General features: G+C 55.2%; 18 protein-coding genes. 6 read left to right on the forward strand and 12 right to left on the reverse strand.

From position 1 onward, the window contains the following. Nucleotides 1-44 precede the first annotated feature (44 nt). From B5F17_RS09320 to B5F17_RS09345, 6 genes are all read right to left on the reverse strand, one after another. Nucleotides 45-908, reverse strand: a complete 864-nt coding sequence (locus B5F17_RS09320; RefSeq protein WP_087373328.1) for a hypothetical protein — start codon at nucleotides 906-908, stop codon at nucleotides 45-47. A 95-nt stretch (nucleotides 909-1,003) separates the two neighbouring features. Next, nucleotides 1,004-2,149, reverse strand: a complete 1,146-nt coding sequence (locus tag B5F17_RS09325; RefSeq protein ID WP_087373329.1) for a DUF2812 domain-containing protein — start codon at nucleotides 2,147-2,149, stop codon at nucleotides 1,004-1,006. Between the two features lie 51 nt (nucleotides 2,150-2,200). After that, nucleotides 2,201-2,881, reverse strand: coding sequence for a DUF2812 domain-containing protein (locus B5F17_RS09330; RefSeq protein ID WP_087373331.1), 681 nt, complete (start codon nucleotides 2,879-2,881; stop codon nucleotides 2,201-2,203). 19 nt (nucleotides 2,882-2,900) lie between these two features. Beyond that, nucleotides 2,901-3,989, reverse strand: a complete 1,089-nt coding sequence (locus B5F17_RS09335) for a DUF2812 domain-containing protein (protein WP_087373333.1) — start codon at nucleotides 3,987-3,989, stop codon at nucleotides 2,901-2,903. A 20-nt stretch (nucleotides 3,990-4,009) separates the two neighbouring features. Further along, the gene (locus B5F17_RS09340; protein WP_162608141.1) at nucleotides 4,010-5,113 is read right to left on the reverse strand and encodes a DUF2812 domain-containing protein; all 1,104 of its coding nucleotides are present in this window, start codon (nucleotides 5,111-5,113) and stop codon (nucleotides 4,010-4,012) included. Further along, the gene (locus B5F17_RS09345) at nucleotides 5,110-5,427 is read right to left on the reverse strand and encodes a PadR family transcriptional regulator (RefSeq protein ID WP_016147117.1); all 318 of its coding nucleotides are present in this window, start codon (nucleotides 5,425-5,427) and stop codon (nucleotides 5,110-5,112) included. Before B5F17_RS09345 ends, B5F17_RS09340 begins: the two co-directional genes overlap by 4 nt. Before the next feature lie 170 nt (nucleotides 5,428-5,597). Here B5F17_RS09345 and B5F17_RS09350 point away from each other — a divergent pair, with 170 nt between their 5' ends. Beyond that, on the forward strand, nucleotides 5,598-6,695 hold the full coding sequence (locus B5F17_RS09350; protein ID WP_162608142.1) for a suppressor of fused domain protein: 1,098 nt from the start codon (nucleotides 5,598-5,600) through the stop codon (nucleotides 6,693-6,695). 262 nt (nucleotides 6,696-6,957) lie between these two features. On the opposite strand, the gene arcC is transcribed toward B5F17_RS09350, so the two are convergent. The 4 genes from arcC to dpaL form a co-directional block, all read right to left on the reverse strand. Next, entirely contained in the window at nucleotides 6,958-7,902 is a 945-nt protein-coding gene (gene arcC, locus B5F17_RS09355) for a carbamate kinase (protein WP_016147119.1), read from the reverse strand. A gap of 139 nt (nucleotides 7,903-8,041) precedes the next feature. Continuing rightward, nucleotides 8,042-9,247: a knotted carbamoyltransferase YgeW gene (gene ygeW, locus B5F17_RS09360; RefSeq protein WP_016147120.1), complete on the reverse strand. Its 1,206-nt coding sequence runs from the start codon at nucleotides 9,245-9,247 to the stop codon at nucleotides 8,042-8,044. A 41-nt stretch (nucleotides 9,248-9,288) separates the two neighbouring features. Next, the gene (locus tag B5F17_RS09365) at nucleotides 9,289-10,680 is read right to left on the reverse strand and encodes a YgeY family selenium metabolism-linked hydrolase (protein ID WP_016147121.1); all 1,392 of its coding nucleotides are present in this window, start codon (nucleotides 10,678-10,680) and stop codon (nucleotides 9,289-9,291) included. Between the two features lie 66 nt (nucleotides 10,681-10,746). Continuing rightward, nucleotides 10,747-11,958, reverse strand: coding sequence for a diaminopropionate ammonia-lyase (gene dpaL, locus B5F17_RS09370; protein WP_087373340.1), 1,212 nt, complete (start codon nucleotides 11,956-11,958; stop codon nucleotides 10,747-10,749). Nucleotides 11,959-12,322: 364 nt separating this feature from the next. Between dpaL and B5F17_RS09375 the strand changes: the two genes are divergently transcribed. The 3 genes from B5F17_RS09375 to B5F17_RS09385 all read left to right on the forward strand — a co-directional run bounded on the left by B5F17_RS09375 (nucleotide 12,323) and on the right by B5F17_RS09385 (nucleotide 14,477). Then, a complete protein-coding gene (locus tag B5F17_RS09375) occupies nucleotides 12,323-12,961 on the forward strand; it encodes a helix-turn-helix transcriptional regulator (protein ID WP_016147123.1) in 639 nt (212 codons plus the stop codon). 157 nt (nucleotides 12,962-13,118) lie between these two features. Further along, a complete protein-coding gene (gene pyrB / locus B5F17_RS09380) occupies nucleotides 13,119-14,045 on the forward strand; it encodes an aspartate carbamoyltransferase (RefSeq protein ID WP_087373342.1) in 927 nt (308 codons plus the stop codon). Nucleotides 14,046-14,051: 6 nt separating this feature from the next. Next, nucleotides 14,052-14,477 (forward strand): aspartate carbamoyltransferase regulatory subunit, encoded by a 426-nt coding sequence (locus tag B5F17_RS09385; protein WP_087373344.1) that lies wholly within the window; start codon nucleotides 14,052-14,054, stop codon nucleotides 14,475-14,477. Between the two features lie 113 nt (nucleotides 14,478-14,590). Here B5F17_RS09385 and B5F17_RS09390 read toward each other — a convergent pair whose 3' ends face one another. Continuing rightward, nucleotides 14,591-15,004: a YjdF family protein gene (locus B5F17_RS09390; protein WP_087373346.1), complete on the reverse strand. Its 414-nt coding sequence runs from the start codon at nucleotides 15,002-15,004 to the stop codon at nucleotides 14,591-14,593. 333 nt (nucleotides 15,005-15,337) lie between these two features. On the opposite strand from B5F17_RS09390, the gene B5F17_RS09395 reads away from it, so the two are divergent. After that, a complete protein-coding gene (locus B5F17_RS09395) occupies nucleotides 15,338-17,788 on the forward strand; it encodes a heavy metal translocating P-type ATPase (RefSeq protein ID WP_162608143.1) in 2,451 nt (816 codons plus the stop codon). A 161-nt stretch (nucleotides 17,789-17,949) separates the two neighbouring features. Here B5F17_RS09395 and B5F17_RS09400 read toward each other — a convergent pair whose 3' ends face one another. Next, complete coding sequence (locus tag B5F17_RS09400; protein ID WP_087373350.1) at nucleotides 17,950-18,525, reverse strand: sugar O-acetyltransferase; 576 nt, start codon at nucleotides 18,523-18,525, stop codon at nucleotides 17,950-17,952. Between the two features lie 741 nt (nucleotides 18,526-19,266). Between B5F17_RS09400 and B5F17_RS09405 the strand changes: the two genes are divergently transcribed. After that, entirely contained in the window at nucleotides 19,267-20,670 is a 1,404-nt protein-coding gene (locus B5F17_RS09405) for a vWA domain-containing protein (RefSeq protein ID WP_087373352.1), read from the forward strand. Nucleotides 20,671-20,799: the final 129 nt, after the last annotated feature.

A 20,799-nucleotide genomic window follows, 5' to 3' on the forward strand; every position in this document is an offset into this window, starting at 1 on the left:
CAAAAAAATCAGGCCACTCCAACCAGAGTGGCCTTTTTGTATGCTCAGAAAAAAATCTTTTGCTGAATCATCTGGAAATCAGCCTGCGCCGCAATCGGAATCAATCGGAATTGCTGATCCATACGCATGTGACCGATCATCTCTGCAATTTCCTCTGCCTGCGAACAGTGCTCTTCCCGTAAGATGGCAAAATAGCCGTGTGCGTCGGTCAGTCCATCCAGCCACGCACGCGCATGGCTCACCGTTTCATCCAACGGACAGCGACGGTACACACCGTACAGGCACTTATGCTGCCGCAGCAAGTCCAGCGCGGTCTGTGTTTTGGGCATTCCGTCCTCGACCGCGATGGCAAGCGTATTGCAGTCGGCCAGTGCCGGGACGACCGCGGGTGTGAGCAATCCGGGCGGCACATAAAACAGGAACGCACCGTCGCTGACCCCAATCGTCAGCACCAGCGCCTGCTGGAATCCAGCCAGGTTCTTGACGTCTCCAATCAGCATGCGCACACCCTTGCGCCGCATGGCTTTCCATTGTTCCCGCAGGGCCCGCAGATCGTCCGAGCCGTCCAGCGTCAAGCGCATGGCCCACAGAAGGGGTTCTTCATTTGCGCGCAGCGTCTGCACGCCCGCCGTCCAGCAATCCCAACCCAGTGCAACGCTGAACTTCTGCAAAGTCTGGCGGTCGATTTCACGCACCGCACGGGACAGCAGATCATAACAGGGACTGTCCGGCTTTTTGAGCATATCCTGTACCAGAGAAAAAATCATCTGACGGGTGTCGCTGTGTGACATATCACGTCCCAGATCGATCATCCGGCGCAAGCCGCGCTTGGGATCGGTTTCGATTTCCCGGATGGCACGTCCGACAACCGACAGCGCCAGCATGCGTTTGACCGACAGATTCTGCATCTCGCCCGCTCCTCTCTGTTTGTAGTCTTTTCCTTATTGTACCGCGAAACGAGGCGCGTGCAAAGGGACAAAAACCGCCTTATGTCCAGAAATTTTCACTCCTTGTTCAGGCGCACCGTGACCAGATCAATGGCACGCTCACGGTCGCCGCCGATACATAGCAGGCTCATCACCCGATTGCCCCGGCGCGCGGTCAGCGCGACATAGTCGCTCTCTCCCATCCGGTCACAATAGAACTGGTCGAACTGCGGATTTTCCTGCGCATCCTCATCGGCTTTCAGACCGATGGTCTGATCTGCAATCGCTTCGGTGACCGCTTCGGCGGGCATCCAGTCATACAGTTCGTAGTATTCCACCGCCAGCAGGATATCCAACTCATCTTCTCCCCGTACGATGGTCTCACGCTGATTATAATACCGACGGGTAAAGCCAATCGGAAAGTATACCCATTCGGATGTATCTTCCTCCTGCCCTTCAATTTCAGCCAGGTACACAATGGGAAGACCAGACTCTCGCACAAGGCGTTCGGAATTTTCATCCATCCACCAGATGCCGCCAAACAGCAAAATCACGCACAGCCACCACGCTGTCACGCCAGCAATCCGGCGCCGGCGCGGCGCACGCCATCCCGCTCGCTCCTGTTCCAGCCGGCCGTCCGCAATCAGACGACTCAGGCGTGCAATTCGCCTGCCGCGCAGAATGAGTTGAATCAGGCAGATTGCAAAGGTCAAGATCCATAATGTCGCACTCACGCGTCCCTGTGCCAGTCGAATCCAACTGCCCCAAAAGCCATAGCGATTGCATTCATAGCCCATAATGGCTAGAATCATCGCTAGCCACGCAACCATAATCACCGTATTGATGCGTAGCCAGCGTTTTTCCCGCCGCAGCAGCTCCCGATAGGTGTCGGCCTCAATCTCGTGATCGGTATGAAATTCGGGTACGTCCGGGTCGTCCGCACGAAACAGGTACTGCCCTGCTCCCATGCAGTGCAAGTACTCCCAGCCGCATTCCTGATAGAAGTCTTTCTGCATATAAGTCAGGTCGTCAATCTCTTCCTGCTCACTCTGCACGTTCTCCACCCGGTAACGGGTATTTTGCGGCGCTGCCGCGTCAAACAGTCCAAAGCCGCAGCAGATTTTGCGCAGCCGCCAGCCGCGCTGGGCCATGTACTCCAGATACCCTTCCAGTGCACCGGGTCGAATGCTGTCAAAATACAGCGGCCGTATGGTTCGTTTCATCTGTCATCCCCTCTTTTTCAAGGTGTCAAAGCCCGCTCGGCAGCAGGTATCTTATAAATAGGACGCGAGGTCTATAAACGACTGCACCAGCGGCTGCAATACAAGAATGCAGTACAAAATAAAACTGGCAAAGACAAGATACTGTGCGCGGATGCCCAGTCGATACCGGCGGCTGCTGGCCGGGGCTTTCTCTCCGCGCCCCAGCATGCGCAGATACCGGCAGGTCGACTCATAGCGCACGACTGCACCGCAAACGACAAGCACGGTCAGCACGGTGAAACCCACCACGCGCCACGCGAGATCGGGCATAGACATGGCCTCCAGGCCGAACCAGTCCAGCATCCATCCCAAAAATATGGACAATAGCGCCGCCATCAAAAAGGAGTTCCGCGCCGCTTGCTTCACATGCCGGTACATATTGGCCTCGCTCTCGGCATCGGTATGAATTTCCGGGATATCCGTATCCTCGGGTGCACGGAAAATCTGCACTTCTCGGTTGGTCTCGGTCACATACTCCCAACCACAATCGTCGTACAGTGCCAGCAGTTCCTCGTCCGGATGCCGGATGTACTCCACGCGATAGCGCATGCGCCGCGGCTCTGCTTGCTCAAAATACAGAAACCAACCAGTCGCCTTGGTAAGACGCAAGCCGTCGGCTTCCATCTCTGTCAGATAGGTTTCCAGACCACGTGGTTCCCATATTTCGGTTGAAATCAGTTTTCGAATCAACATGTTCGCTCTCCCCTCTCGGTCAGCGTCCAAAGGTCTCGTAAAATAAAGCTTCGGCCTTATCCGGGCGCTCTCCCCAGTATGTCATATCCACAACCACCCGTCCCTGACGTGCAGTCAGAAAGAGTGTCTCGGTTCTCTGGTAACGATACAGGGCATCAAACGCGTCGGTCTGGACGGGCTTGGACTCGTCCACACGAATTGATTTTGCCAGTGCCGGTGCCGTGACCGGAATCCGAGCGTCATAGTAAGATAACTCCAGTCGTGCGCCGTCCGGTGCATCACTCTCCCAGAGATACAGCACGCGACTGAGCGGTTCATGCGTATAAATATCGCCCGTGCTCTGCCCATCGGCTGCACAGTCCGGCTCGATATCCTGCAAGGTAAAATAAGGCAGGTCGTATGCATCCACCTGTGCGGCCATTTGTGTGGTTGGTACCCACACCTGATTTTCCGGTTTGTAGCGTACAATTCCCGCCAGATTGATGACCTGTGCACCAATGACAATCAGCCAAGCCGCACATTCCATCCAGCTGCCTACGCGGTACGTGGTGCTGCTGCGTCGTTTGGTTCTGCCCCGGCGCAGATTTTTCCAATACTGCCACGCACGGAACAACTGAAATACGCTGTACCCGGTCAGCAGTACCAGCATCATCATTTCTACCAACATCCACCGGTATCGGGGCATAAACAGGATGCCAATCATTCGCCATAGTGCTCCGAATGCGAATGCCAGCAGCAAAATATTCATCAGTGCAGTGCCAATCATGGTGCGGCGAATGCACCGATAGTGTTGGGCTTCGATCTCGCCGTCGGTATGCAGTTCGGGTATGTCGGTGCTGGCCGGTGCGCGGAAGACATGGGCGCTGCATTTGACCATCGTGACGTACTCCCAGCCGCAGTCCGCATACAGCGTAACCAAATCTTCGGGCAGCTCGTCTTTCCAATACGCAATGCGATAACGCATCTCGCGCGGCTCGCCCTTCTCAAACGTGAGCAGCCGCCAGCCTGCGTATTTTAGGCGCAAGCCCTTGCGCTCCATCTCCTCAAAGTAGGTTTCCGCGCCGCACGGATCGTAAATCTCATTGGAAATGATTCGTTTGGTCAACATGATCTTCGCCCCCTTATCGGTCAGCGTCCAAAGGTCTCGTAAAACAGTGCTTCCGCCTTATCCGGGTTGTTTCCGGTATAACTCATGTCAACAACTTTCCGTCCCAGTCGTGCCGTCATACGCAGATAGTTTTCTTCCGCATCGCGGTACAGGGTATCAAAACGGTCGGTCTCGGTCCGTTCCATATAATCCGACCGGATGGATGCCAGCAGCGCACGGTCGAGCAGCGGCAACGATACCTCATAATAGTCCAGCCTGAGCCGCTGTTCCTTATCGGCATAGGGCGTCATGGTATACCAGCTATATTGCGTACGGGTAAGCGGCTGGTGTGGGTACACACCGCTCATCTGCTCCCAGGTCTCCCCATCCGGTCTGCCGAGGTCTTCCAGTGTAAAGTAGGGCAAATCTTTTGCGTCCAGCTGTTCACTCATCTGTGTGAGTGGGACAAAATTTGCCGGGTCATGAACCGATTGCCGGAACAAATTTGCAAACTGTGCGCCCAGTGCGCCCAAATACACCACGACACCCAAAACCGCAAGCCAACATCCCACGCGGTACAAGCGGCGACTTCTGGTATGCTCGGCTTTTCCCATGCTTTTCCAGTACCGTCTTGCGTGAACGACCTGAAAAACAGTGTAGACGCATGCAAGAATCAGAGCGGCCGTGGTAATGGTCAGCCACCAGCTGCCTTTCGGGTCAAAATAAGCCTCTACGCCAGCCCATATACATAGTCCGATGATAACGGCAAGCACAATGACGGCCAGTATCACATTGAGCCATACTGCCGTGCGCATATACCGGCGATACTGGTCACGGCGCTGCTCCCAGTCGTATGGTTCGGGCAGCGGTGTGCCAGACGGTGCGCGGAAAATATAGACGTGGCGCTGAGTCTCTGCGACGTACTCCCAACCGCAGTCCTTATACTGCGCGATCAGCTCATCCGGCAGCTCATCCTGCCAGTACTCCACACGATAACGCATATCCTGTGGTTCAGTGCGCTTGAAGTAAAACAGGAGCTTACCGGCTGCGTCCAGATGGTATCCCTTGCGCCCCATCTCTTCCAAGTACGCTTCGGTCCCGCGCGGCTCATAAATTTCAGTGGAAATCATACGGATGGCTCTCATAACAGCTTGCCTCCTTCCCCTAAGAACGGCTGGATATCCTGTGTCATGCGGCATAGCCGCTCATACTCTTCCTGTAATGCCTGTTTTCCCTGTTCGGTAATGGCGTACACCTTTCGCGTGCCCACCTGCTCGCGCACGACGATGAGTCCATCATCCGACATACGGCCAAGCAGTCCGTACAGCGTTCCCGGTCCCATCTGCACCCGTCCGCCCGAAACTTCGCGGATCTCCTGCATGAGTCGATATCCGTGACCGGGATGCAGCAGGGCCAGCAGCAGATAGTACATGGACTCGGTCATAGGGATCTGTGCCACATCGGCCACCTCCTAACTCTATCGAGTCTCGTTATATCGAGTCTCGATATATTTGGTATCTTCATCATACCATTTTTTTCTAACTTGTCAATCACAAATCGGTGACAACTTCTTGTAAGCGTGATAAAATGAGTGCAAAGCTTTTGACCGTCGAAAAGGGAGGCTTTGACATGAAGCGTACATCAATGGAGCAATTAGAGCAATGGCATGTGCAAGGCCAATATCAGAAGATTGTAGAGGCCATTGAAGCGATCGACCCGACCGAGCGCGGCTACGAGCTGACCGGACAGCTTGCGCGGGCATACAACAACCTCGGGCAGTACGAGCGTGCGCTCACGCTGCTGCTTGCCACCAAAAACGAAGGCCAAGCCGACCCGAACTGGCATTTTCGGGTGGGATATGCGTATTATTACAGCAACCAACGCGCCAAAGCGGCGGCATACTTCGCACATGTGCTGGATTTGCGGCCAGATGACGCGGATGCACGGGAATATCTGGTGCTGTGTCAGCTGGACACCAACCAAAAGCCGATACAGACCATGGCCAACAAGACAATCGGCAAGCACAGCTTCGATCAGCACGCCAACCGCCGCCACCGGCTGCCGCCCATCCGCTACCCTGCCCCCGATCTTGCCGCGGTACGCACGCACATCGAGCAATACTTCGGGCCAATCACCAAGGTCATTCCCAGTCCGTCCGCGCGTGACCTGCATGTTGATTTATGTCTGTGTGCACCGACCCCCGAGCGGGATTACTGGCAAATCACGACACTGGGCATGGGTGCCTGTCCGATGAATCTGCCGCCCGAGCAGCTTCACCGTTCGCCTGAGCGGTTAGAGCTGACCATTACGCTGCCGAGGGACTGGAATGTGGACAGCATGGATGAAATTTGGTTTTGGCCGCAGCGCTGGCTCTGGATTCTATCCCGTCTGCCGTTTCAGGATAACGGATGGTTGGGGTTTGGGCACTCTCTCGCGACCGACGGCTACGAGCCGTTTGCAGCCAACACCCAGCAGTCCGGTCTGTTACTGCTCGGCCCGCAGGATGCGCCCACCGGTGCGACGGTATGCACGTTAGCCGACGGGCAGAAGGTTGGATTTTTGCAGCTCATCCCGCTGTATCGGGAGGAAATGGAGTTCAAGCTCGCGCACGGTGTACACGCGCTGGTCGAGCGCATGGCTGATGTCGATCATGTATTTTGTCCCTATCGGCTCAACACCTGTGCGCCCGACATTGAGCGGCCGAGAAATCCGTATTTGTTAAGTTAATTCCAATAATAAAAAAGAAGGTCATGTCCGATCGGACATGACCTTTTGTGTTGATGTTTTGGTGGATTCCCGGAGCGGATGCCGGGAATTCAGGAGAGTTGCGCGTCTGCGGACGCGCTTGAAACGCGAGTTTCGTTGATTCCGGTCTTTGACCGGAATCAAAAGGGGATTTCGCCATCTCCGGATGGCGACTCAGGGCGCTGCCCTGAGAACCCGCAGCCTTTGAAAAGGCTGGCGAAACTTTCTGTGTTTCCCTTTTCTCTTAGTGGCCGACGGTGATGACCGTACCGGTCTTACCGTCGATGCCATCACGTGCCTTCTCGAGCAGCGTGATCAGTGCCTTACGGCCAGGAGCGGACTCTGCGAACTTGATCGCAGCCTCAACCTTAGGCAGCATGGAACCCGGTGCAAACTGGCCTTCCTTGCAGTACTGTCTTGCCTCGTCGGTAGTGATGTTATCCAGCCACTTCTGATCGGGCTTACCGAAGTTGATTGCGCACTTCTCGACTGCGGTCAGGATGATGAGCACATCGGCGTCAACCTGCTGTGCAATCAGGCAGCTTGCGAAGTCCTTATCGATAACTGCGCTTGCACCCTTAAGGTGATTGCCCTGACGTACAACCGGGATACCGCCGCCGCCGCCAGCGATGACGACCTGACCTGCGTTGAACAGCGCGCGGACGGTATCGATCTCGACGATGTCACGCGGCTTGGGGCTTGCAACGACGCGGCGCCAGCCACGGCCTGCATCTTCCATGATCTCGTAGCCCTTCTCATCGCGCAGCGCCTCAGCCTCTTCCTTAGACATAAAGCGTCCGATCGGCTTGCTGGGATTCTGGAATGCCGGGTCTTCCGGATCGACAACGACCTGGGTGATAACGGTTGCGCACGGCTTGGGGATACCGCGGTCGAGCAGTTCCTCGCGCAGTGCGTTCTGAAGGTCATAACCGATGTAGCTCTGGCTCATCGCAACGCAGACCGACAGCGGAATGATCGGGAAATCCTGCTCAACTGCGCGGGTCAGCTCGTTGACCGCGTGGTGGATCATGCCGACCTGCGGGCCGTTGCCGTGCGAAATGATGACTTCGTGACCCTCTGCAATCAGGTCAACGATCGCTTTTGCAGTGTGCTTAACAGCTGCCATCTGCTCGGTCAGCGTGTTGCCGAGCGCATTGCCGCCAAGCGCAATGACGATTCTCTTTCCCATATAAGGCGTCTCCTTTTATGCTGCTTTCTCTTTTTTCTCTTTTTCTCAGTTTTTTTCGGCGTTTTCCAGACCGAAATGGGGAACGGCGGGGTTTTCGGCCCCGCCGTCCGTGTGATTCACATGGATTCCGAATGTGAAATTAGTCCTCAGTCTTCAGCTGACGAGCCTCGCTGCGCTCATACAGCTTCTTGAGCATTGCCTGCGGATCCTTGCACTTGGACAGGAAGATCATAGCTGCAATGATGTACGGCTTGAAGGAAGCTTCCTTGTACAGCGGTACACGGTAGCGATCGAATACAGAAGCCTCTACCTCACCATGCTCGCAGGATACATCGTTGATGTCTGCCGGCAGGCAGTGCAGGTACAGAGCCTTGCCGTCCTTGGTGGTCTTCATCAGCTCTTCCGTGCAGCACCAGTCCATATGCTCTGCGTTCTGAGCCAGCAGCTCCTTCTCGAGTGCCTTGATGCCCTCGGAGTCGCCCTCTGCGTACAGGTTGGTGCGCTTCTCCATTGCAGCAAACGGAGCCCAGGACTTCGGATATACGATATCAGCGTCCTTGAATGCCTCTGCCATGGAGTTGGTCTTGGTGAAGGTGCCGCCGGTTGCCTCAGCGTTCTTCTTTGCAACTTCCTCAACCTCAGGCATAACTTCGTAGCCTTCCGGATGAGCCAGAACAACGTCCATGCCGAAACGGGTCATCAGGCCGATAACGCCCTGCGGAACGGACAGCGGCTTGCCGTAAGAGGGAGAGTAAGCCCAGGTCATTGCAACCTTCTTGCCCTTCAGGTTCTCTACACCGCCGAAGTGGTGGATGATGTGCAGCATGTCAGCCATGCACTGGGTCGGGTGGTCGATATCGCACTGGAGGTTAACCAGGGTCGGGATCTGCTCCAGAACGCCGTCCTTATGGCCCTCGCGAACAGCCTCGGATACCTCGTGCATGTAAGCGTTGCCCTTGCCGATGTACATATCGTCGCGGATACCGATAACGTCTGCCATGAAGGAGATCATGTTTGCGGTCTCACGAACGGTCTCGCCGTGTGCGATCTGGCTCTTGCCCTCGTCCAGATCCTGTACTTCCAGACCCAGCAGGTTGCAGGCAGAAGCGAAGGAGAAACGGGTACGGGTGGAGTTGTCGCGGAACAGGCTGATGCCCAGGCCGGACTCAAAAATCTTGGTGGAGATGTTGTTCTCACGCATGTAACGCAGAGCGTCAGCGATGGTGAAGACTGCCTCGATCTCGTCGTCGGTCTTCTCCCAGGTCAGGAAGAAGTCGTTCTCGTACATTTCCTTGAAGTTGAGCGCGTTGAGCTTGTCAATATAAGCCTGCAGTTTTGCGTCCATAGTTATATTCTCCTTTTTATCTTATGTATTATAGATTTCTCTTACTTGATGTCGTTATCGGTCAGGGTTGCGCGGAACTGTGCAACTTCGCCGGTCTTGTTCTCTTCCTTGTAGAAGGACGGAACAGCAGCGTACAGAGCAGCACAGGTGACCAGATCCTGCTTCCAGGTGATCTCGTTCGGAGCATGTGCCTGGCTCTCAGCGCCCGGGCCGAAGCCTACACACGGAATGCCATAGCGGCCCTGAATTGCTACGCCGTTGGTGGAGAAGGTCCACTTGTCGGTCAGCGGGCGATGACGCAGATGCATTGCGCCCTCGGGACCGATGCGGTCTGCACCGTACAGTGCGTTGTGTGCGTCGATCAGAGCCTGTACGTGAGCAGCGCTCTCCTTGTTGATCCAAGTCGGGAAGTATGCCTCGGTCTCGTAAACCTCGCCGGTCCAAGACGGACGATCGTACATGTACATGGAAACAGTAACGTCGTCGCCGTACTGCTTTACGTGCGGCAGGTCACGGATTTCCTGCAGGCAGGAGTCCCAAGTCTCGCCAGCGGTCATACGGCGGTCGATGGAGATCGAGCAGGAGTCTGCAACTGCGCAGCGGCTCGGGGAGGTGTAGAAGATCTGAGAAGTGGTGCAGGTACCACGGCCCAGGAAACGAGCGTCTTCGTAGTGCTCGGGGTTGTACTTGGGATCGAGCATCTTAACCAGACCCTTGATCTCAACAGAGTCGTCAGCCGGGTTCTCGTTCAGTGCACGAACGTCCTGCAGAATGTCAGCCATCTTGTAGATTGCGTTGTCGCCGCGCTCCGGAGCCGAACCATGGCAGGATACGCCCTTAACGTCTACGCGGATCTCCATACGGCCGCGGTGACCACGGTAGATACCGCCGTCGGTGGGCTCGGTGGAGATAACGAACTCGATCTGCTCCTTCTTCAGGCCCTTTGCAGGCAGGAACTTGTTGACGATGTACTGCCAGCACATACCGTCGCAGTCCTCTTCCTGTACCGAACCAACGACCATGATCTTGTAGCCGTCCGGAATCAGACCCATGTCCTTCATGATCTTAACGCCGTAGGTAGCGGAAGCCATGCCGCCCTCCTGGTCGGAACCGCCGCGGCCATAGATGACTTCGTCGTCCTCGTAGCCCTTGTACGGGTCAGCCGTCCAGTTGTCGATGTTGCCGATACCAACGGTATCAATATGGGAGTCAATGGCGATGATCTTGTCGCCCTTGCCCATCCAGCCGATGACGTTGCCCAGGCCGTCGATCTCTACTTCGTCGTAGCCCAGCTTCTCCATCTCAGCCTTGATGCACATAACGACTTCCTTCTCCTCGCAGCTCTCGCTCGGATGGGAGATCATTGCGCGCAGGAATGCCGTCATATCGGCCTTATATCCTTCCGCTGCCTGCTTGATTGCCTGTAAATCCATGTTCATAAACCTCCTAAAAAATCCAATCGGTGTATCTTTTAAAACGTTTCTGTTATGACCTCTTGTTTACTTGGTTGCGTGTGCGCCGCCCCAGACGATTGCCTGGTAGTTTTCCGGATCGGTGTCGCCCTCGGTGGAGAACATCAGCACAACGCTGTTCTCGTCCAGACCGATGGCCTCACGCAGCTCCTTGTACTCGTCCGACTCCATGAGCGTTGCCAAGAGACCCATGCCGACCGCACCGGACTCGCCGGAAACGACCTGCGGATCGCCCTTGACCGGAGCGCCCAGCATACGCATGCCCTTTGCAGATACCCAGTCGGGGCAGGATACAAAGAACGAAGAGTGGTTCTTGAGGATGTCCCAGGAAATGGTATTGGGCTCGCCGCAAGCCAGACCAGCCATGATGGTCTGCAGATCGCCGTCTGCAAAACGGATCTTGCCATCAGCGGCCTTTGCACCCTGATACAGGCAATCAGCAGCCTGTGCTTCCATGATAACGGTGGTCGGGGTGTTGTCCGGGAACAGGTTTGCGAAGTAACCCTGTACCGCACCAGCCAGAGAACCTACACCAGCCTGTACGAAGATGTGGGTCGGACGGTCAACGCCAGCCTTCTTGAGCTGCTCTGCCGCCTCGCTTGCCATGGTGCCGTAGCCTTCCATGATCCATGCCGGGATCTTCTCGTAGCCGTCCCAAGCGGTATCCTGTACCATAACGCCGTGCTCGGTCTTCTCAGCCATCGCATTTGCGCGGCGAACGCACTCGTCATAGTTGACTTCCTCGATGGTAACCTTCGCGCCTTCCTTTGCGATGTTGTCAAAGCGCGACTTAACGCTGCCCTTGGGCATCAGGACAACTGCCTTCTGTCCGAGCTTGTTGGCAGCCCATGCAACGCCGCGGCCGTGGTTGCCGTCGGTTGCGGTAAAGAAAGTAGCCTGACCGAACTCATCCTTGAGCTTCTGGCTGGTCAGATAATCGTAAGTCATCTCGGAAACATCACGTCCGAGCTCCTCTGCGATGTAGTTTGCCATTGCGAACGAACCGCCAAGCACCTTAAATGCGTTCAGGCCGAAGCGGTAGCTTTCGTCCTTGACATATACACCGGAAATACCCAGATGCTTTGCCATACCCGACAGACCAGCCAGCGGCGTGACTGCGTACTGCGGGAAGCTTTCGTGGAACGCACGCGCCTTTGCAACGTTCTCCAGACTCATGACCGCGAGCTGCTTGTCGTCGGTCTTCGGCATCTCATTACGAACCCATTTGATCTGATCCATGTCTATCCAACCTTCCATAAAATCAGGCATATTGTTGTCGAATTTCCATTGCCTATCATGCTTCCATCTTATCATCTTCCGAGCAAAAGTCAATGCACTTTCCTAAAAAATTTTTTGGTTTTATAAAAAATATTTAGCTCCTTTTTTGTGCAGTTTGGCCATTTAATCAAGATGCCGAACTTTTGGTGGATTTTCCTACATTTTTACAGCCCAAATCCCCCTCTTTTTTACCATTTCACCGATTTGCAAAAAAATATTTTTGCGCATAAAACTTTTTATGGTATTTCCCGCCCGCTTATGCTATAATTTTTTTAATATAGACGGAACCCGAAAATCCCAACAAACGAAAGGCAGCGACATACCCATGATGCAAGAACTTTCTCTGGACGCCCTGCGCCAGATCGCGCACGGGCTTGCACTGCAGTTCGGTACAAACTGCGAGGTTGTGGTGCACTCGCTGGCCGACTGTGACATCGAGCACTCCATCGTCGCCATCGAAAACGGCCATGTCACCGGCCGTAAGCTCGGCGATGGCCCGTCCCATGTCGTACTCGACGCCCTGCAGCACGGGGATACAGTAGAAGACCATCTGGGATACCTCACCCGCACCAAGGACGGCAAGATCCTCAAAAGCTCTACCATGTACCTGCGGGACGAGGCCGGTCATCTGCGCTACATCCTGGCCATCAACCTCGACATCACCGGTCTTCTCATGTTCGAAAGCAGCTTAAAGCCGCTGCTCTCGACCGCCGAAGCCGCTGAGGAAAAGGAACCCGAACGCATCGTGCAGAGTGTCGGTGAACTGCTCGACGAACTGATCGAACAGTCCACACGCCTGGTCGGTAAACCGGTCGCTCTGATGACCAAGGAGGACAAGATCCGCGCCATTCAGTTCCTTAACAAAAATGGCGCCTTCCTCATCACAAAATCGGGCGACAAGATCTCCAAATACTACGGCATCTCCAAATATACCCTTTACAGCTATATTGATGCCGAATCTTAACCGGTACCCGACACATTCCTGGAAGGGATGGGGCCTGCCCCCTTCCCTTCCTGCCCGCGCTGCTCTGTCAGATGCTTCCGAATATCATATTATTAAGAATCAAACCGCTTGTTTTTATGCTTTATTTGCCTAAAATTATATTCTTAAGGAGGATATTATGCGTCATTTGATTGACCCGCTTGACTTTACCGTAGAGGAGACGCAAGACCTGCTCTCGCTCGCAAACCGCATCGTCGCTGACCCGTCCAAGTATCAGGAGGTCTGCGCACACAAGAAGCTGGCTACCCTGTTCTATGAGCCTTCTACCCGTACCCGCCTGTCCTTCGAGGCTGCTATGCTCAACCTCGGCGGTTCGGTACTCGGTTTCTCGAGCGCGGATTCGTCCTCTGCTTCCAAGGGTGAATCGGTTGCCGACACCATTCGCGTTATTTCGAGCTATGCAGACATCGCCGCAATGCGTCATCCCAAGGAAGGCGCTCCCAGACGTGCCGCGCATTACTCCTCCATCCCGGTCATCAACGCCGGTGACGGCGGTCATCAGCACCCCACCCAGACCCTGACCGACCTGCTCACCATCTACCGCCGCAAGGGTCGTCTGTCCGACATGACCATCGGTCTGTGCGGTGACCTCAAGTTCGGCCGTACCGTTCACTCGCTCATCAAGTCCCTCTCCCGCTACCCGGGCATCCGCTTCGTCCTCATCTCCCCCGAGGAGCTGCGCGTTCCCGATTACGTCATCACCGAGGCACTCAAGCCCAACAACATCGAATATGTTGAGATGACCAGCCTGGAAGAGGCTATGCCCCAGCTTGATATCCTCTATATGACCCGCGTACAGCGTGAGCGCTTCTTCAACGAAGAGGATTACATCCGCTTGAAGGATACCTACATCCTGACCGCTGACAAGATGAAGCTGGCAAAGCCCGACATGGCTGTCCTGCATCCGCTGCCGCGCGTCAACGAGATCGCTCTGCCGGTCGACGACGACCCGCGCGCTGCTTACTTCGAGCAGGCTGCAAACGGTGTCTATGTCCGCATGGCGCTCATCATGACCCTGCTGGGTCTGGCTGACAAGGAGGTCTAACATCTTATGCTGAATATTGATTCCATCCAGAACGGTATCGTTATCGACCATATCAAGGCAGGCACCGGCATGCAGATCTATCATCTGGCCGGCCTCGACCAGCTCGACTGCTGCGTCGCACTCATCCGCAACGCCCGCTCGGGCAAGCACGGCCACAAGGACATCATCAAGATCGAGTCCATGATCGACCTCGACCTGGATGTTCTGGGCTACCTCGATCCCGATATCACCATCGACATCATCCGCGACGGCAAGATCGTCGAGAAGAAGAAGCTGGTTAAGCCCAAGACGCTCAAGAACGTCATCCGCTGCCGCAACCCGCGCTGCATCACCACCATCGAGGAAGAGATCGATCACATCTTCGTACTCGGTGAAAATGGCAAGTATCGCTGCCTCTACTGCGAGCAGGAACCCAACAAGCAGAATCCGTAAATAAGGAAAAAGTACGAGTGAAGAAGGAATAAGTGTCGTCTTTCGTTACTTCTTACCTATTCACTATTCTCTCTTCACTAAAAAACCGCTCCCGAGGGAGCGGTTTTTTTGCTTCAGTGGCCTTTGTGCTTTTCCCGGCGTTTTTGCTGCTTGAGCGCAAATCGCCGTTCGGCCTCGGCCTCTTTTTGCTGCCGCGAGCGTTCCAGACGTTCCCGCTTGTTCTGCTCACGCTGCAGTTGAAGCGCCTGCTGCGCCTTGGTGCCGATTCCCTGGGCAACCTCTCGCCCAGCCTGACGCTGCATCCGCTTTGGATTGCGTACATACCGGACGGTTTGCCCATCGATCGGCGGACTGAAACGCAAGGTGCGCCAATTTCTCAGGAAATAGGCATAAACCTCTCCGTCACTTGGGCTGGCGCCGAACGTCACCTTGCAGGCAGTTAGCTTTCCTGCTGTCTGACGCTCAAACACACCCACCCAAAAGGGTTCCTCAAAAAATACCGTGAGCCTTGCTGTGATGCAGTCCATTGTGTTTTCCTCCTTTAATCTGCGCATCACGAAGCACGGACAACCAAAGGAGGCAGGTTACTGACAGCGGAGGTTCCGCTGTGCCCGGACTACCAACCGGACTGTGTTTTCTGCTCCGCTCCTTCAGTATATCACCCTCTCTCTTTCTTGTCTCCCCTCTTTGAGCAATCTCTGCGTTTTTGTACCAAACTCTGCTTCTTTGTGCCATTTTCCTCGTTTTCCAGCCCAGAACATTGACATCGCCTATCATTTGCGCTATCATATAGATTGTATATGTGTCCGCATATACAAAAGCATTTTTTACCTGCGCATTCCCACAAAGGAGTTGATCGTATGAGCTTGGAGCCCACGCGCAAAAGCCCGTCCTCTGACGAGGATGATTCGCTGCTTGACGCAGATCTCTTAGCAATTTTTGGAGATACACCCGACGAAGACCAAGATGTATCACAGCCCGCACCTGCGGACGAGCCTGCGGAAGATACAGAAGCGCTTCCGTCGTTTGATGAAGATACCGACGAGGGCGTGCAGCCTGAGTCGCTTGACGAATCCGACCCGCTCGATGAATTCGAGCCGTTTTCCGATCTGCCCGACGAGGACACCGACGAGACACCTCCGGCAGAGCCGCTGCAAGTTCCCGAACAGCCCGAGGCCATCCCGGTGGGCGACAGTCCCAAGGTGGAACCGCCCCGCAAGCGTACAGACGAGGACAATTACCGCGTCTATCTGCTCAAAAATCTGAGCAGCGCGCACACTGCCGCATGCATCGAGGAAAAGCTGCGCAAGCTGACCGGTATTTCCGACGCTGTTGTCGTTTATGCTACCCAGCAGCTGCGCTTCCTCGCCGATGACCCGGACGCACGTCTCGATCAGATTCGACGCATCTGCATGTCGATCGATCCCAGCGTCGAGCTGGTACCGCTGTCGCACGCGCCGCGCAACCGCCAGGAATTCCACAAACCCGGCCAGATGCGCGGTCTGATTGCCGGTGTCGCCTTTCTGATTCTGGGTGCACTCGCGCAGTTCTTCCTGCCGCAGATTCCGCTGATTCCCATGTTTATTCTCTGCCTGTCCTATGTCATTCTGGGCGGAGATATCCTGTTGTCCGCGCTGGGCACAATCAAAAATGGCCGTGTGTTTGACGCCAACGTACTGCTGTCGCTCGCGACGCTGGGCGTCATCGCCATGGGCGCTTATGTCGAAGCCGCTCTGGTCATGCTGATCTACCGTCTGGGTATGTGGTTCGAGCAGCGCACGGTCGCAAAGCATCGCCGCCACATCCTGTCTGCCGTTGATATGCGCCCGGAAGTCGTTCACCGCATCGACAATCAGGGTGTCGTTCACACCATTCCGGCTGCTGAAGCGCAGGTCGGCGATCTGCTGCTCATTCGTCCGGGCGACCGCATCCCGCTGGACGGCATCGTCCGCGCCGGTCAGAGCCGTCTGGACACCTCCCCCATCACGGGCAACGCTGCCCCGATGGCAGTCGCACCCAACACCGCGATCGTATCCGGCTGCATCAACGGCACGGGCGCACTCCAGCTCGAAGTCACGCACGCCCTGCCTGACGCACTGGTCACCCGCATTCTGGAAGCTGTGGAAACCGCTGCTGCCGACTCGTCCCAGATGGAACGCCGTTTCCTGCGCTTCTCCCGCATCTACACCCCAATCATTGTTCTGCTCGCCGTCCTGACCGCCCTCATTCCCTCGTTTATCACCGGCGAATGGGCGCGCTGGGTACATACCGGCCTGACCTTCCTGGTCGTTTCCTATCCGGGTGCACTCATCCTCAGCGTTCCGCTCGCCCTGTTCTCGGGCATTGGCGCTGGCGCTGAGCACGGCATTCTGTTCCGCGGCGGTTCGGTACTCGAGTCCCTCAAGGACATCCGCACCATCGTACTCGAACAGTACAGCACCCTCAGCCGTGGCAAGCTGGAAGTACAGGCCGTCGTTCCTGCTCCGGGCATGAACGAATCGGCGCTGCTGTCTATGGCGGCAAGCTGTGAGCTGAACGCCGACCATGCATTCGCGCGCTGCATCCGCATGGCAGCACAGGAACGCAATATGCAGGTCGTTCCGCCCAGCCGCGTACAGGAAATCCCCGGTCAGGGCATCGTCGCCATGATCTCTGGCGTGACCGTTCTGTGCGGTCATCGTTCGCTGCTTGAGACTGCACACGTCGATCTGTCTGGCTACACCCCCGCTGAGTCGGGCACCGATGTGCTGGTCGCCGCAGGCGGTCGCTTTGCCGGTGTCCTGCACATCACCGAAGCTGTAAAGCCCGGCATCAAGACGACTATGAAGCGTCTGCGCGCACTCGGTTTGACGACCGTGCTGATGACTGCCTCCTCTTCCGAACAGGCAGAAGCGCTCGCCGCACAGCTCGACATTCAGGAAGTACAGGCAGGCATCTCTCCCGACCAGCGCGACACCGTTCTCGAAGAGACCGAACGCGCACACGGTGCAGCACTGTACGTCAGCGACAGCGCTTCGTCTGCCGCAGCGGTCACGGCTGTCATGGGTCCGAGCGCTCCCTCTGCCCTGCAGGCAGCTGATCTGGTCTTCCTGACCTCTGATCCGCAGGCCATCTGCCACGCATTCGACCTGTCTTACCTGTCCCTGCGTGCCGCACGTCAGAATATCATTCTGGCACTGGTGGTCAAGCTCATCATTCTGCTGCTTGGCTTTGCCGGTGTGGCTTGGCTGTGGCTGGCCGTTCTGCTGGACACTCTGGCAACCGTCCTGTGCCTGCAAAACGCACTGCGCGTTCTGCGTCCTAAAAACTAAATTAAAAAACCGCCTTCACAGGCGGTTTTTTTCGTTTAAGGAAGAAGTAAGAGTGAATAAGGAATAGGTGTTGTCGTTTTTCACTTCTTACCTATTCACTATTCACTCTTCACTATTCACTCTTCACTATTCACTATTCACTATTCACTCTTCACTATTCACTATTCACTCATTTCCTCTTCAGTCAGTTCGCGAATCACCCGCGCCGGATTGCCGCCGACGACAACGCCCGCGGGCACGTCCTTGACCACGACGCTGCCGCCTGCGATCACCGAACAATCGCCAATCGTCACGCCAGGCATGACCTGCACGCCGCCGCCAATCCAGACATTGTTCCCGATCGTGATGGGCTTTGCATACTCTAAATAGCGGTTGCGCTGCCTGACATCGAGCGGATGACCGGCCGTGTATAGGCCGACATTGGGTGCAATGAACACGTTATCTCCAATGGTTACCGGTGCACCGTCCAGCACGACCAGACCATGATTGGCAAAAAAGTTTTTGCCGATATGAATATTACTGCCGTAATCACACCAGAAATCGGGCAGAATGGTAAATGCACCATCGGTGCTGCCCAGCAGCTGAACAAGCAGCTGGTTGCGCTGCGCTTCCTCGGAAATTGGCAGGTGATTGATCTGCCAGCAAATTTCCTTGGCTCTTACGCGCTCCTGTGCCAATGCAGGATCTTCTGCGTTGTACAATTCCCCGCGCAGCATACGTTCCTTTTCGGTTTCCATATCTCGTCTTCCTCCCTCCAGATTCTGCGGCCATTATAGCACGCAGGTCTGTCCGGTGCAAGTTCACAGATGCAGCCGTTTTCACATCTTTCCTTTCTCTGCGCAATTTGCATAATATTTGTTTCTATTTTTCTCTCAGACACCTGCTATTTTTTCATCGGTTATGAGGCATAAAACGCGCATCTTGGTGATATGTTGGAACTTTTTGATTTTGTATTGTAAGTTCTGCACAAATAATACTACATTCTATTGGATAAAATCAACAAGTATAATGGTGGACTTCTGAGCAATTCCTTTGTATAATGGGATCATCAAAGAACAAGGAGGCGCAAAGACAATGCGTATCAAAGAGTTTTTCCAAGGTCTGACCGCGTCCAACGAGCTGTATCTGAGCAGCTTGACCATCGGACATCAGTCCCCCATGTCCCGCCGCACGGCAGGCAAGTCCCACAAGTAATCACCCTCTTCTATTGTAAAAAGGAGCTTTATTATAATGAAATTTCGTGAATTTTTTGACGGTTTAGTTGATTTACAGATGCAGCAGTATGGTCACAGCGTTCTGCGCGGCGGCCAGCAGCGAGACAATCGCAAGCATCGCTAATTACGCTATCTTCTCTTTCTACCTTTTTCCTATCATGTTTCTTGAGAGACGACCTTTTACAGGTCGTCTCTCACTTTTTTGTGACCTTGCTGTCTCTTCTCACATAAGATGACTATATCGAACACAAGGAGGAGACACGCATGGGCGTTACATTCGCAAATAAAACCATCAACACCGACCAGATCGACTGCACCGGCACGCTGCTGGTCACACTGGCGCTGACCGCGGAACCCAATATTCTGACCAGCCCCACCGATATCGTGCTGGTACTCGATCGCTCGGGCAGCATGACCGGACAGCCCCTGCAAAGCATGAAATCCGGTGCAAAAAAGTTCATCGAAGTTATCTCGCAATCAACTGGCGGCGCGAATGACGGTACAATTGGTTCGGGCAGCCGCATCGGTATTGTCAGCTTCGCCGCATCTGCGACGGCAAACACGCAGCTGATTACCTCGGTTGCTGCACTGGACGCAGCCGTGAACAGTCTGAGCGCTGGCGGCTCCACCAATCACGCGGATGCATTTACCAAAGCCGTCCAGCTCTTTGATGCAGCTTCGCCCAATCGCAAAGTGATTGTCCTATTCACCGACGGCAACACCACAGCCGGCCCCAACCCGACGCCCATCGCGATGGCCGCAAAAGATGATGGCATCACCATTTATTGCATCGGTCTGGACGGTTCGGGCGGTCTGGACGTCACCGCACTGGAAACCTGGGCCAGCACACCGCCTGCATCCTATGTTCTGATCACGCCGGACGACAGTGAGCTGGAACAGTTCTTTGCCGACCTCGCCGCCGACATCAGCAAACCCGGTGCAACCGATATCGTAATCGATGAGGTCATTCACCCCGATTTCACCATCTCCAGCCTGCTCCCCCCCGATCAGGGCAGCGCGCACATGATCGATGCACACACCATCCAGTGGACCATCCCCGAACTGGGTGTGCGTGCATCTGAAGATGCCGTTTTGCAGTTTTTCATCCAGCATACCGCTGGGACTTCGGGCACCAAGGCGGTCAATCAGTCCATTCACTATCAGGACGCGCAGCAAAACGTCGTACAGTTCCCCGACCCGGTCGTGACCGTCACCTGCGACACCACATTCGCTCCCGAGCCCTGCCCTACGCCCATTGACTTCACGATTTCCAGCTGTTCGGACGCTGTTGTAATTGACGCCGGTGCACTTTCCCTGTCCTCACAGGGCTCGATCGTTCAGCTGAGCGTGACCCTGCGCGATGTCTGCCCCGGCAAACGGGTTGCACTGGCTGTTGCGCTCTCCGAAACCGTCTGCGGCAAGCAGGAACCGCGCGGACTCAAGACCTTTGTTGTCCCTGCCCATCAAAACCCGGCCTGTCAGGATATCACGGTACAGTGCATCAAATTCATCCTGCCCGATGCCTTGAACGATCACACTTGTGGTCTGTGCTGTCCGCGCAATATTCAAGTACAATGCTTCGCACACTACATTGACACCGATTTTGTGTGCTGTGACAGCACTTTACCCCGCATTGCCTGTCCTTGCAGCAAAGAAAATACGCTCTGAACGCGCAGAAAGGCCGCTGCTGTGTCTCTCGACACTACAGCGGCCATTTTTTCGTATCCGACCGAATATACAGTCTTAAATTTACGGAATTTCCATTTGCCAAGCGGCACACTGTATCGGTACGATCAC

The sequence above is a fragment of the Butyricicoccus pullicaecorum genome, from assembly GCF_002160355.1.
GTDB classification, from domain to species: Bacteria; Bacillota; Clostridia; order Oscillospirales; family Butyricicoccaceae; genus Butyricicoccus; species Butyricicoccus pullicaecorum.

Excerpts from the sequence above, each read along its gene's own strand:
- B5F17_RS09405 (WP_087373352.1), top strand. The coding sequence starts at position 19,267 with ATGGGCGTTACATTCGCAAATAAAACCATCAACACCGACCAGATCGAC.
- B5F17_RS09390 (WP_087373346.1), bottom strand. The coding sequence starts at position 15,004 with ATGGACTGCATCACAGCAAGGCTCACGGTATTTTTTGAGGAACCCTTT.
- B5F17_RS09365 (WP_016147121.1), bottom strand. The coding sequence starts at position 10,680 with ATGGATTTACAGGCAATCAAGCAGGCAGCGGAAGGATATAAGGCCGAT.
- B5F17_RS09335 (WP_087373333.1), bottom strand. The coding sequence starts at position 3,989 with ATGTTGACCAAACGAATCATTTCCAATGAGATTTACGATCCGTGCGGC.
- B5F17_RS09385 (WP_087373344.1), top strand. The coding sequence starts at position 14,052 with ATGCTGAATATTGATTCCATCCAGAACGGTATCGTTATCGACCATATC.
- B5F17_RS09400 (WP_087373350.1), bottom strand. The coding sequence starts at position 18,525 with ATGGAAACCGAAAAGGAACGTATGCTGCGCGGGGAATTGTACAACGCA.
- B5F17_RS09320 (WP_087373328.1), bottom strand. The coding sequence starts at position 908 with ATGCAGAATCTGTCGGTCAAACGCATGCTGGCGCTGTCGGTTGTCGGA.
- B5F17_RS09325 (WP_087373329.1), bottom strand. The coding sequence starts at position 2,149 with ATGAAACGAACCATACGGCCGCTGTATTTTGACAGCATTCGACCCGGT.
- B5F17_RS09330 (WP_087373331.1), bottom strand. The coding sequence starts at position 2,881 with ATGTTGATTCGAAAACTGATTTCAACCGAAATATGGGAACCACGTGGT.
- B5F17_RS09340 (WP_162608141.1), bottom strand. The coding sequence starts at position 5,113 with ATGAGAGCCATCCGTATGATTTCCACTGAAATTTATGAGCCGCGCGGG.
- B5F17_RS09375 (WP_016147123.1), top strand. The coding sequence starts at position 12,323 with ATGATGCAAGAACTTTCTCTGGACGCCCTGCGCCAGATCGCGCACGGG.
- pyrB (WP_087373342.1), top strand. The coding sequence starts at position 13,119 with ATGCGTCATTTGATTGACCCGCTTGACTTTACCGTAGAGGAGACGCAA.
- B5F17_RS09395 (WP_162608143.1), top strand. The coding sequence starts at position 15,338 with ATGAGCTTGGAGCCCACGCGCAAAAGCCCGTCCTCTGACGAGGATGAT.
- arcC (WP_016147119.1), bottom strand. The coding sequence starts at position 7,902 with ATGGGAAAGAGAATCGTCATTGCGCTTGGCGGCAATGCGCTCGGCAAC.
- B5F17_RS09350 (WP_162608142.1), top strand. The coding sequence starts at position 5,598 with ATGAAGCGTACATCAATGGAGCAATTAGAGCAATGGCATGTGCAAGGC.
- dpaL (WP_087373340.1), bottom strand. The coding sequence starts at position 11,958 with ATGGATCAGATCAAATGGGTTCGTAATGAGATGCCGAAGACCGACGAC.
- ygeW (WP_016147120.1), bottom strand. The coding sequence starts at position 9,247 with ATGGACGCAAAACTGCAGGCTTATATTGACAAGCTCAACGCGCTCAAC.